Source organism: Alkalihalobacterium sp. TH-98, assembly GCF_057473385.1.
On the sequence record NZ_JBYCKM010000038.1, the window covers coordinates 94,798 to 107,133 of the forward strand.

The window sequence follows — 12,336 nt, forward strand, 5'->3', positions numbered from 1 at the left end:
GGAAATTCGAGAACTCTTTGTATGATAAATTATCCGAACACTTTATAGAATTGCCTAGATTGGACCTACTAAGACGAAATTTTAAAAGCTATTACTTTTCTGACAACGCCTTGTAAGTTTCTTTGTTACAAATGATATATAACACCGCTTCGTCTGGAATTTTCTCTTGTAATCTTCTATTTATATTGAGTTGATCCCGGTCAGCAATCAATGTTGCTCCCTTTGAAAGTAACTCCTGAAACGCATCATTGTACGTCACCCAATTTTCCTTTTTCGTCACTTTGTACAAATCTTCACCGTGCTGCCTGCTGATTAATTGGGAATAAACTTTACTTACCCCTTTATACATCGCTGATCGAACCGCTAAGCTAGATATTGTTTCTTGCGATAATATAAACTCATCTACTCGTACATGAGAGAAGTTGGAAATATGTTTTTCGGTTAACACTTCAACTGTAGTATGTACATCTGGTGCCAAGCGATCAACAGTAATCGCAACTAATAGCGTTTTCGCATCTTTCAATGAGCCATCTTGAATCGTATCATCTGCAAACACAATAACAGCACGGGCCTTTTCAATATTTGCTTTTTCATACGTTTCTTCTTCAGTAGGGTCTCCTTGTATATAATGGATACGATTATTTGAAACATCGATCGGTGCCTGCTGTAGAGTGTCTATAATAATGACCTCTACCTGTTGATCAGAGTCCAGAATTTCTTTAACAGCAAAGTCCGTTTTCTTTCCCCAACCAATAATAATAACGTGGTCTTCTTTGATATAGCTCAACTTCCCTTCCTCCCTTTTTCTCCTAAAGATCGTGAATGCATCTACGATTTTTCCAATTACGACCCCTAGCAAACCAATACCAAATAAATACATAAAGACCGCAAACATTTTGCCAGCCATCGTGACAGGAGAATAATCGCCGTATCCCACCGTTGAAAAAGTCGTCATCACAAAATAAAACGTATTCAAAACACTTTCAAATGTATTTGGTTCCAACAAGTACATAATAATGCTACATAAAATAATAAAAACTAGAGATGTAATAAATAACGTTAAATTCCTCATTTTAATTAAGCCAAGACTTATTTTCAGAAAAAAATGCAACTCTATCCCCCCTTTCATTTATAAAAATCGATGAACCAATGAAAACGGGAAGCTAATTCTTCCCGTTCATTGAATGAGTTAGAATTTCACATCAAGCCGTTGTGTACGGCACAAACATCGATAAGTTACCTGTTATTAAGCCGCCAACTCGGAAGAATAACCCACTTGGTTCACCGTTCATAACGTGAGAACCAATTAATAACTTTCCAATATATGGACCATCCCATGTATCAATCGTTTGATCGGGCATCGGGAAATATTGTTGATAAACCGCTTGTTGATCTTGATAGTAGTCAACATCCTCATCGAGAATTCTCCCGTTCGTAACAACACGGATGCCTCCACCTTCTCGACCTAATACTGGTTTTTTAACATAAGTATCCCTTAACGGATCAGCAGAAAAATAAGTTGGTAAAAAATATTTTTCGATCGCAGCCTGTTCCATTCTCGTATACCACTCATCTTTTTTGGCTGTAATGAGTGCTAATATCGCTTTTGATTGCATAAGTAGTGCAGCAGGCGGATTAATAACCTTCAATTTATTATTGATAATATGAACTAAAAATTGTTCACCAATTGGTTCACCCGTACCACTTTGCTCTTCTAAAAAGTATTCTAATGGATAGAGACGATATAAAAATTCAATCGAAGCACCATCAGGCGTTTTCACACCCTCTTTATCTACTACAATTTGTTCAAGCGGAACATATTTCGCTTGCTGAGGATACAATTTCATTAAATATTTCACGGTTTGTTTATCTTCATCGTGCCAATCCGCACACGTAAAATAGAGCGTGTCGCTGCTGCGAATGTCATAATCACGAATGATTTGCTCCCATGTACTTTTCACTTTTTGGTTAATGTGTCCGTTTGGATTATTACTCTTATGTTCATTACAAAGAACCTCTTGTGCAATAGCTGATTCTACTATGCCTACGGGTGTATCGGTATTAGCCTCGATTATTTTTAAACCGCTAGCTGACGCAATAAAATCATATCTCGTAAAGTAAGAAAATTTTGTCTTACCTAGCTTCTGAAATAAGTCCCACAGCATAATTGGCAAACCTAACTCATGTATCGTATGTGGATTTTTTACAATTTGCTCGTACGTCTTCGTAAAGATATCATGGGCCGCTCTTGACGCATTTTCAATTTCGCGAACCATCTTTTCTGGAACAAGTAATAAAGAGTCACTCATATATTGATTGTCTTCATAATTTTCATATAAACTTGCCCATGTAAAGCCTTTTTCCGCTACTTTCTTTTCTACTGCTTCCCAGGATTTTAAATATGTTTCCGGGTGAAACGGCTTTGTTAATGATTGGTATGGAAGCATTGAGGACCTCCTTTAATAACTTATAGCTGCAGCAACAATCATACCGACTAGAATAGAAACACCACCTAATAAAAGACCAACAGCAACATTTCCTTTTTCCACTTCTTTCGCCAAATTCGTATTTCGAGTAAGAACATACTCAATGACTAAGTGAAGCACAATTTGCACAATAATAGCAATAATGGCCCAAATCGCTAAATCCACTAGATTGATCGAACTCCGGATCGCCGATTGAAGAACAACGACAAGACCTGCCATCTTACCTAATAGTTTAAGAGAAACGGCTATATTCCCTTCTTTAATAAGTGCTCGTTCAGAGTATGGGGTAATTAATTTAAAAATATAAGTACCAATCAAAAATAATACTAATGACGCTGCTAAGTAGATTAAAAAATGATCAAAAGTTTGTAAATAATAGGTTAAATTCATTCACTTTCTCCTTTCACACCACAAGGTAAGAAATATGATAAGTTATTTGTAATTTTATCGCCTGCTCGAAAACCAAACGCACTCGGTTTTTCATTGATGATAAAACTGCCGATTAATAAGTGCGCGCTTTTAGATCCCTCTTCTGGTTGGATCACCGTTTCCGGAAGATCAACATACTTTTGGAACACCTTTACATATTGATCATACGTTTTTTGCTTTGGAGCATAGATTGTATTATTATTTTGTCGCACTTCAACCGTATCGCCTTCACGTCCAAAGGCTGGTTTGGAAACGTAAGTCTCATCAGTATCGTAAAACGGATCTTCATCTAAATAAGTAGGTAAAAAATATCTTTCAATGATAGCGTAATCTTCTTCACTAAAAAATGGATGACGTTGTTCAAACATTCCCCATATAACTGCCATGACGGCTTTACTTTGCATTAAAAACGCAGACACTGGATTTAACATCCCGACTTTTTTCTGCTCGACTAATTTCATAAATTCAATACCAATCGGAAAATCATCACTCGTCTTATCTTCTAATAGTGCTTCTAAAGGATATGTATGACGATAGACGATATCAATTTTCTTTCCATTTGGATCAAATACGCCCTGGCCTTCTACGACTTGCAGATCTCGCAGGGGAATAAATACAGTGCCCTTAATTTGGGCAACAGCCATTAAATAGTTCATCGTTTCACGGTCTTCAATATCATCTTCATGAGCAGTAAACACAACATACGGATGCCCTTTGACACCAATTGATTGTGCACAATGAAAAATACTATTTCGAATTGATTTTCCTAAATAAGCTTCCTCATTCTCATTGGGATTACTTACACCGAATCGTTTGCATACGAGCCCGTTCACTTCAAACAATTCACGAATAAACGTAGGCGTATCGGAATTGAATTCAATTAGCTTTAATCCTTCGATTGTTTTTACAAAATCAAAGCGACCAATCACTGTTTCGTAAGGAATTTGTGCGATCCGTAAAAAAGGTAACGCACTCTCTGGAAACCCTAAATCTAATAAAGTTTCATCAGGTGCATTCTTTAAAAGGAGATTAAGTTTTTTATAAATTGAATAAGCATCATTCGTCGCCCTTCTTACTTCAGCCGCTTCAACTGTTGAAATGAAATGACAATCGTACAAAGCGTATTCCGTTCCGTATAACCGATCCCAAAACATCGGAATCTGCTTGTAAAAGGCATTACGTTCACTGTATTGTTTATCCACCAAAACTACCACCACTACCCATCCCAGATCTTGAATTGGTTACTTGACCTGAATTTGTGCTTGAACGATTCGTTTGTTGACCTGTTGTCGTTTGATTGTTTTGATTAACCCCTTGTTGATTCGTCGTTGTCCCAGCTGGTTCCTGACGTCTTTGTGTATTATTTACATTCGACTGATTGGAACTATTTCTTCCGATCGCTTGCCCAGCCATAAATGCCGCTATTGTCGGAAACCAACTGCCTCCTGAATAATAGTGCCCATAATTCTCTGACCCCTCTTGGACACATTGATAGACTTCGCCTTCAGCATCCCACGTCCACGTATCGCAATCTGCTTCATCTGGAGATGGCGGTGGGCCAGGATTTACAGCCTGATTATGAGTATGAGAATCCTCTGGAACTGAAAATAATTCCTCTTGAGAACTCGTGGAACAGCCCGCTAAACCGAAAAGAGCGACACTTGTTCCAACAATTCCCTTAAGAAGTTTATCCGTTTTTGGTTTTTTCATGATTTACACCTCCCGTACTACTTACGAAACACTATAAGAAAAGTTTCAGAACTATTAAATTCTATCAGTAGTCCAACATTTGAGCAAAAATAGTTTTATAAATAAATCAGTTTTTAGAAACCTGATCGAACTAGTGATATAGTCATTTTTTATAGGTCATTTGATGCGGAAAAATGTAGAAAAGTTTTTTTAAAATATTTTTATTTCTAATAGGATTTTAGTACCCATTTATCGAAATATTTACTAAATTTTATTTTAGAGAGAAAGAAAAAGAATATGGGGGGGCCTACGAAGAAATGCCTACAAGTCTAATGCAAACGATTGAACTTAAACGAAATGAATTAGTAAATTACGGAAAAAAATATGGATTATCCTCTGAGATCACTATTAAAAGCAGTCAAGAACTCGATCAGCTGTTAAACACACTGGAAAAAAGCAAAAATTATCATTAATATAGGCAACTCCCCCTCTATAAAAAGGTGGAGTTGCTTTTCTGTTAATTGGCGAGAGATTACAAATATTGTAATTCATCCATCATTGTTTCTCCAGAATAGGATTTGGGGAGCCTCAGCATAACAAAACGATTAAGTTTTCGATTAATCTCGTCAATGTTGATTTCCTTCCCTTCGTGTTCTCGGATTTCCATCCAGTATTTGACGACGCTGATCATTTCATTTATTTGACTAATTATGGTTCGCTCACTCGTTTTCGTATAAGTAACCGACTGGCAATTTTTCATGTATTTTTGTACCGTAAGTTCGTCAATTCCATCAGCTACCATATTACGCTTCATTTCTTCCATAACGATTTGATCAAGCTGCTTGAAATCACTAGCTTTTAAGCCAAACAATAGAAAGTTATAACGAGAAACGTTGTTCATCACTAACATACATTTCTTTCTCTTGTAAAGAAACAGATGTGCATGCCATGAATATAGTGGCTCGTTATTCAAATCAATTATATCCGAGATCGGAGCCTTAAGAGTCTCTTGTAGTTTTTTCGTACATTGGATGGTGAGCAAATCTATCACCTCTGTTATTATTTGTGTCCATTATAGCAAAGATTTGCAGGGATAAAAAACGATCCTTATAGATGAACTATAAGGATCGTTTGAGCTCTATTAGTCTTTAGTTACTAGATATGCTCTATACTCAGTAACTCCACCTTGCTCAACGTAAACTGCAAGTACATATTGCCCGTTTGGAAGATGTTCTCCATCAATGTTACCATCCCAGTTAAATTCATGGATTGGGGCTGGAACGTTAGCAAATTCGCCTATTGTTCCTAAGAAAGCACCAATAGTACCATTAGCATTGAATACATACAAATCGTACTCCAATTCTTCTGCACCACCTGGTAGATAGGAGCCAACATAATAATTTCCATCATCTTCTTTACCCATGAAAGCACCGGTTACGCGAGGGTAATCAGGTTCTTTTACGAATAGGATAGTCGGAACATTAATAGTATTTTCGCCATCACTTACTTTAATTGTCCCCTCATAATAACCTTTCTCTAAGTTAGAAGTATCCACTTGAACGTTGAAATTCACTTGTTGCCTTTTACCAGGTTGAACATTTAAATTGTTACTCGTCATCACTTTAATGCCGTCCGGGTTACCAGCAAATTCAACTTCAAAGCTTACAGATTTTCTTTCATTTGATAGATTTTGAATTTCAAAGCTTTGACGCTCTACTTGTCTACCTGTGTCTTTGACAAACTTACCGAAAGAGTGGCTGCCAGGAGCTACTAGAGTCTTAGTATTGATTGCATCTAACACGCGAATACTTCCAGCACCTTGTGTGTTATGTGGATAGACTTTCCCTGTCGCTGGGTTGATCATGTCTTCTGCTGTGTTCATTAACGCTGCTTTTACATTATCAACACCCCAAGCCGGGTTAGCTTGTAAGATTAATGCTGCTGCACCTGCTACGTGTGGTGCTGACATTGATGTTCCTTGGAATGCACCATAACCGTGTGGGTTGTCAGGGTTATGTGTCGGAATTGTACTTGTAATGTTTACACCAGGCGCAGAAACATCTGGCTTGATCATCCAAGTTTCCATAACAGGTCCGCGAGAAGAGAAGTCCGCAACAGTTTCATCAATTTCATAAGCAAACTCAATGTCAAAAGAAATCGTCTTGTTTCCTGCTTCTAGTTCAGCAAGTAACTTTTGTCCGTCAGCTAATGTCGTTTTAATTGTTGGTACTGCCATACCCGGAACATCTGGATGCTCTCCTTCAACATTGTTAAAAATAATTGCGCCTACAGCACCTGCGTTTTTAGCATTCGTCGCTTTATCAACAAATGCAAACTCCCCGCGACTAATTAAGGCGATTTTTCCTTCAAGATCTTTGCCTTCAAAATCTGCAGGATATCCAAGACCTACATAGACAAACTTATACTTACCTTCATTTAAAGACAATAATTCATCCTCAGTTGGGAAGCCCATTACTTTCGCAGAAGGATATTCTACGCCTTCAGAAGTAAATATTTCAGAAGTAAATACATTGTAAGGTAAACGAGTTGCCCCTACAGAAATCGCATCACGAGAAGTTCCTGGAGAACCAACTGTCCAGTTGTTTGGGCCGCTGTTTCCGTTTGATGTTACCGCAACAACGCCTTCAGCCATCGCCCAGTCTAATGCAATCGAAGTTGCCCAGTCCGGGTTGTTTAGCGTGTTACCTAATGATAGATTCATAATATCTGCACCATCTTGAACCGCTCGTTCAATACCAGCAACAACATTTTCTGTTGTTCCTGATCCACCTGGTCCAAGAACACGGTAAGCTAATAAAGTTGCGTCTGGTGCAACCCCTTTAATAAATCCATTTGCAGCAACTGTCCCTGCAACGTGTGTACCATGGTTCGTTGATCCCCCACGTGGGTCACCAGGAGGTGTTTCTTGCGGGTCATCGTTGTTATCAACGAAGTCATATCCCTTATAGTCGCCAAATGCATGTGCTAAATCAGGATGTGTATAGTCTGTACCTGTATCGATAATCGCTACAGTCACACCTTCACCTGTGTAACCAGCTTCCCAGGCAAGATCTGAGCCAATAAATGGAGCGCTATCCATCATAAACGGGCTAAATGCCTCAGCTGAAATTTCTTCGCCGCCAACTGTATCTACTGTGTACTCCACATTCGGATACACTGCCTTAACACCTGGTGTTGTTAATAATTGTGGAATTTCGTTTGCAGGAAGCTCTACTGAAAATCCTGAAAATACGTGGTCATACTCACGGTTTACTTCTGCGTTAGCAACCTTATTCTTGAGTTCAGAAATGACTTTTCCTCTTTCGGTCGCTAACTTTTGCTTTGTTTGTTTTTTACCTTTATGTTTAGCTTCAACGATCGACTGTTCATTTAGTTCAACGATGACCGTTGTAGGAGCATTCGTAGCCATTTCAATATCGCCAAATATTTCAGCGATTTTTAGTTCCTTTGCTTGCTGCTTACTACCTGTGTTTGCTAAGGCACTCATACTAAATGACGATAAAATGAGTGCTAATGTCAGTAGCCATAAGACCGATTTAGATATTCTTTTGTGCATCTTTTGTAAACATCCTCTCTTTTTTATATTTCAAACAACTAGTGTTTTGCTCTATTCCACGAACCTCCTCTCTACACAGGAATTTAATTATTTCGAAAATTTCGAACAGTGTAGTAAATACTCCTTTCTAATAATGTTTTCCTTCCGTACCAAGGTCCTCTTGTTTCGACGAAGTTCACCCTTTGATTTGAGTAGATATTTACTACTATCCTCATTTCCTTACATACTTTTATATTACTTTTCACACTATTACATACATTTTGTAATCTTCAGTTTTAATAACCAGGTAATAAGTAATGATTATCAAGGGAGTGAACTTTGTCTTTTTTACGTTTCTCGACCGAACTTTCTCAAGATACTGAAATCATCATAAATAAATAATAATATAATTTTTCTAAATATTGTTTACACACCATAAATACTTTAGTAAAATAACGTAATAAAATTATACATACATAGTAATATAAGGAGATTAGACAAATGATCACGTTTTTAGCATCTATCGTACTACTTATTTTAGGTTACATTTTCTATTCTAAAATGGTTGAAAAAGTATTTGGGATCGACGACAATAGGAAAACTCCTGCTTACACGAAGCAAGACGGCCTCGACTTCATGCCAATGAGTTGGGCAAAAGGAAGTTTAATTCAACTATTGAACATTGCAGGTTTAGGTCCAATCTTTGGGGCTATTATGGGAGCTCTTTATGGACCAGTTGCTTTTATTTGGATTGTGGTTGGTGCTATTTTTGCAGGTGCCGTTCACGATTATTTTGCTGGGATGATGTCTGTTCGACATGGTGGAGACCAATATCCTTCGATTGTTGGTCGATATTTAGGGACAACTACACAAACAATTATCAACATCATTTCAATTATATTAATGATTTTAGTAGCGGCTGCCTTTACAGCAGGCCCAGCCCAATTATTATCTTCTGTAACACCGCTTAGTTTTACGGTCGCTATTTTCATAATCTTTGGTTATTTTTTAGTAGCTGCCTTACTACCTATTAATAAAATTATTGGACGAATTTATCCGATCTTTGGTGCGGTCTTAATTTTCATGGCATTAGCCATTGGAATCGGTCTCTTATTTCAAGACCAACCGATACCTAATCTGACTTTTGAAAATTTACATCCACAGGAGCTGCCGATTTGGCCTCTCATCATGATCACGATTTCGTGTGGAGCGATTTCTGGTTTCCACTCGACGCAAAGTCCGATTATCGCTAGAACGATGAAAAAAGAAAGTGATGGGCGAAAAGTTTTTTATGGGGCAATGATTGTTGAAGCCATTATCGCGATGATTTGGGCTGCCGCAGCTATGACCTTTTTTGGAAATACAGGTGGATTGCAAGCAATGCTTGCAGAAGGTGGTCCGGCCGGAGTTGTCGATCACATCTCTAAGTCGATGCTTGGAACGTTAGGGGGAATTCTTGCGATTATTGGGGTAATTATTCTTCCTGTTACAACTGGTGATACTGCACTGCGATCTTCACGAATGATGCTCGTTGATTTACTTCGTAATTTCTGGAAGCTTGACGCAAAGTGGAAACAATCACTGTTGGCTATCCCAGTGATTATCCCTACTTTTTATTTAACACAAATTGATTACTCCTTCTTATGGAGATATGTAGGTTGGACGAACCAGGTCGTAGCTACAGTCATGTTATGGACAGCTGCTATTTACCTCTTACAAAAAGGGAAATTCCACTGGATTTGCTCTATTCCTGCGTTATTTATGACAGGTGTTGTTGGGACGTACATCTTCTACGCACCAGAAGGATTTAGTCTTCCTTATCCTGTATCTGTCGGCATTGGTCTAGTTGTTACAACCATCGTTGCTATTTGGTTTATTTTACAAATGAGAAAAACCAAGCTGGCAAACCTGGAACAAAAATCAAATGTGGCTTAAAACGATTTTATGGTGAAGCTTCACGATTAGATATACAGTAAACGCTAGGATTTAGTTCCTAGCGTTTTTTATATATTAAGTATGCAATAAGCCATTTACCAATATATTTTACCGGAAGAAAATATCAAACAGTGTTAATGCACCCACAAATCCACCTACAAAAACCACATAGAATAAGATAATAAAAACCACCCAATTTTCACTAAATAATTTCTTTAGATTCATTGTCCTCACCAATCGATTTGTATTTATTACATATCGTTCCAAATTGATCGTCTGGTCATACTTTAAATCTTAGTCCTTTTTACAAGTCCTTAGTATCATGGAACTCATTTTTAGTCTTTCTTCCAAATCAATAAAGGCTGGCATACGCCAACCTCCTTAAATAATTATTAAAAGAATATTAACCCTAAAGTTGTTGAAATGATCAACCCTATCACGACAGGTATAAAACTCTTTCGAACCAGTTCCATCACTGGAACTTTAGCAAATCCAGCAACGGCTACAAGTGAAGACCACGCAATTAATGTTCCACCGCCGACCCAGATCGACCCCATTTGTCCGATCGAAGCTAAAGTTGCCGCATCTACTCCAACAGTCGGACTTAATGCTCCTGACAACGCCCCAACTAAAGGAAGTCCTGAAAACCCTGAACCGTCTAAACCTGTTATCATTCCTATAATGAGAATACCGAACCCTGCAACAAATGCACTTTCAGGAATGAGTTGCTGCCCAGCTTGCACAAGGTCAAATAAAAATGATGGCGAACTATCCACACCTAGAATTTTTGCTGATAATTCTCCGCTGCCGATAAAGAAAAAGCCTGCAATCGGAATAACCGGCCCCATCGCTTTAAAGGCAAATAAAAAACCTTTGACAATATTGTCACTGACATTTCCAAGTGCTTGCTTCACATTTTTAAAGAATGTAGCGGCTATTAGTAGAACTGCAGCCGTACCACCAATTAATGCTGCTCCCGAACCGCCTTCAATGGAAGGAATTATGCTCGAAAATTTTGCCAAAACCATGTAGATGATAATGATGAGAAACGAAACAGGAACGAGCACTGCAAATAATACACTAGATTTCCCTTTCTTCTGTTTTATCGTTTCTTTTACCTCATCTTCCACCGATGAGTTAATTGCTTCCCAACTTATTAAATGTTTATCAGATGGACTTAAGATAGATTTTCTTAAAAATAAATACGCAAGCGTTATCGCAACAACCCCTGTAACAATCGATAATAGAAAAGCTTTGTCGGCAACCGCACTCACTTCTACTCCAGCAGCCGTTGCACTTAACATCGGGGCGATCTGGATAACATAGTCAGAGGATAAAGCCATCCCTTGACCAGCTAAGGATATCGCGATCGCTGCTCCAATCGGCGGCAATCCTGCTCGAATAGCTACAGGAATAAGTAAGGCCCCAACTAACGGTACAGCAGGCGTTGGCCAGAAGAATAAGGAAATGGAATAGGTCACGAATACTAAGATCCAAAACGAGATATGCCCATTTTTCATAACGCGCTGAAAAGGGGTTATCATTTGTTGGTCAGCACCGATAGACTTGAGTGAGTGGAGAAGTGCCGTCATAATCGCGATGATTAGAAAAATATTAAAGAGCTCTCCAGCGGCAGTTAAACTAGCATTGAAGATTGATTGTAACCCACTAACGAATGAACCTGTATAGATCCACCCTACTAAAAAAGTTACAACGATCGCAGGAACAACTACGTTTTGTCTAAACAACATCGTCAATATAATAACCGTTGTGCCAAAAAGGTACATCCAATGAGCAGCTGTTAATTCTACCATAAACATTTTACTCCCTTCTAGGTGTATTAGCTGCAACTGCTTGTATAAAGAATGCATGTTTAATTTTTAAAATAATATATGAAATTTCACCGCTATTGGATACACGTGGAGGTTTGTATTATTAAAATTATTTTATTTTTGCACGAAACATTATTAGCTACCCTAATTTTGCTAGATTAGTAGTTTTTTTAGAGATTGATAGAAATATAGCGCACATCAATCCTATCCTTTGGTTCACGGTTTCTCCTAATTTTCCCCTCTACTGCGCACCCATCCGGCTCTTTGCTTCACGCTTTCTCCTAGTTTTTCCCTCTATTGCTCACCAATCTTGCTCTTTGCTTCACGCTTTCTCCTAATTCTTTCCTCTATCGCTCACCCATCCGGCTCTTTGCTTCGCGTTTTCTCCTAGTTTTTCCCTCTAGCGCTC

Annotated in this window: 10 protein-coding genes; 2 read left to right on the plus strand and 8 right to left on the minus strand. The window is 38.2% G+C overall.

Features of this window, described 5'->3' with window-relative positions:
- Positions 1–91: 91 nt before the first annotated feature.
- The 5 genes from AC2VNP_RS13820 to AC2VNP_RS13840 all read right to left on the minus strand — a co-directional run bounded on the left by AC2VNP_RS13820 (position 92) and on the right by AC2VNP_RS13840 (position 4,625).
- On the minus strand, positions 92–1,111 hold the full coding sequence (locus tag AC2VNP_RS13820) for a potassium channel family protein (RefSeq protein WP_486917889.1): 1,020 nt from the start codon (positions 1,109–1,111) through the stop codon (positions 92–94).
- 91 nt (positions 1,112–1,202) lie between these two features.
- The gene (locus tag AC2VNP_RS13825) at positions 1,203–2,447 is read right to left on the minus strand and encodes a glutathionylspermidine synthase family protein (protein ID WP_486917890.1); all 1,245 of its coding nucleotides are present in this window, start codon (positions 2,445–2,447) and stop codon (positions 1,203–1,205) included.
- A 12-nt stretch (positions 2,448–2,459) separates the two neighbouring features.
- Positions 2,460–2,876: a DUF350 domain-containing protein gene (locus AC2VNP_RS13830; RefSeq protein ID WP_486917891.1), complete on the minus strand. Its 417-nt coding sequence runs from the start codon at positions 2,874–2,876 to the stop codon at positions 2,460–2,462.
- Positions 2,873–4,117 carry a glutathionylspermidine synthase family protein gene (locus AC2VNP_RS13835; RefSeq protein WP_486917892.1) on the minus strand — a complete coding sequence of 415 codons (1,245 nt, stop codon included), beginning with the start codon at positions 4,115–4,117 and terminating at the stop codon, positions 2,873–2,875. The genes AC2VNP_RS13830 and AC2VNP_RS13835 overlap by 4 nt, the downstream gene beginning before the upstream one ends.
- The gene (locus AC2VNP_RS13840; protein ID WP_486917893.1) at positions 4,110–4,625 is read right to left on the minus strand and encodes a hypothetical protein; all 516 of its coding nucleotides are present in this window, start codon (positions 4,623–4,625) and stop codon (positions 4,110–4,112) included. The genes AC2VNP_RS13835 and AC2VNP_RS13840 overlap by 8 nt, the downstream gene beginning before the upstream one ends.
- Before the next feature lie 296 nt (positions 4,626–4,921).
- Between AC2VNP_RS13840 and AC2VNP_RS13845 the strand changes: the two genes are divergently transcribed.
- Positions 4,922–5,077, plus strand: coding sequence for an aspartyl-phosphate phosphatase Spo0E family protein (locus AC2VNP_RS13845; RefSeq protein WP_486917894.1), 156 nt, complete (start codon positions 4,922–4,924; stop codon positions 5,075–5,077).
- 59 nt (positions 5,078–5,136) lie between these two features.
- On the opposite strand, the gene AC2VNP_RS13850 is transcribed toward AC2VNP_RS13845, so the two are convergent.
- A complete protein-coding gene (locus AC2VNP_RS13850; protein ID WP_486917895.1) occupies positions 5,137–5,655 on the minus strand; it encodes a DUF6933 domain-containing protein in 519 nt (172 codons plus the stop codon).
- Between the two features lie 90 nt (positions 5,656–5,745).
- Positions 5,746–8,181 carry a S8 family peptidase gene (locus AC2VNP_RS13855; protein ID WP_486917896.1) on the minus strand — a complete coding sequence of 812 codons (2,436 nt, stop codon included), beginning with the start codon at positions 8,179–8,181 and terminating at the stop codon, positions 5,746–5,748.
- A 480-nt stretch (positions 8,182–8,661) separates the two neighbouring features.
- Here AC2VNP_RS13855 and AC2VNP_RS13860 point away from each other — a divergent pair, with 480 nt between their 5' ends.
- Positions 8,662–10,095, plus strand: a complete 1,434-nt coding sequence (locus AC2VNP_RS13860) for a carbon starvation CstA family protein (protein ID WP_486917897.1) — start codon at positions 8,662–8,664, stop codon at positions 10,093–10,095.
- 392 nt (positions 10,096–10,487) lie between these two features.
- Here AC2VNP_RS13860 and AC2VNP_RS13865 read toward each other — a convergent pair whose 3' ends face one another.
- Positions 10,488–11,909, minus strand: coding sequence for a hypothetical protein (locus AC2VNP_RS13865; protein WP_486917898.1), 1,422 nt, complete (start codon positions 11,907–11,909; stop codon positions 10,488–10,490).
- Between the last annotated feature and the right edge of the window lie 427 nt (positions 11,910–12,336).

Excerpts from the sequence above, each read along its gene's own strand:
- AC2VNP_RS13845 (WP_486917894.1), top strand. The coding sequence starts at position 4,922 with ATGCCTACAAGTCTAATGCAAACGATTGAACTTAAACGAAATGAATTA.
- AC2VNP_RS13840 (WP_486917893.1), bottom strand. The coding sequence starts at position 4,625 with ATGAAAAAACCAAAAACGGATAAACTTCTTAAGGGAATTGTTGGAACA.
- AC2VNP_RS13860 (WP_486917897.1), top strand. The coding sequence starts at position 8,662 with ATGATCACGTTTTTAGCATCTATCGTACTACTTATTTTAGGTTACATT.
- AC2VNP_RS13830 (WP_486917891.1), bottom strand. The coding sequence starts at position 2,876 with ATGAATTTAACCTATTATTTACAAACTTTTGATCATTTTTTAATCTAC.
- AC2VNP_RS13855 (WP_486917896.1), bottom strand. The coding sequence starts at position 8,181 with ATGCACAAAAGAATATCTAAATCGGTCTTATGGCTACTGACATTAGCA.
- AC2VNP_RS13825 (WP_486917890.1), bottom strand. The coding sequence starts at position 2,447 with ATGCTTCCATACCAATCATTAACAAAGCCGTTTCACCCGGAAACATAT.
- AC2VNP_RS13865 (WP_486917898.1), bottom strand. The coding sequence starts at position 11,909 with ATGGTAGAATTAACAGCTGCTCATTGGATGTACCTTTTTGGCACAACG.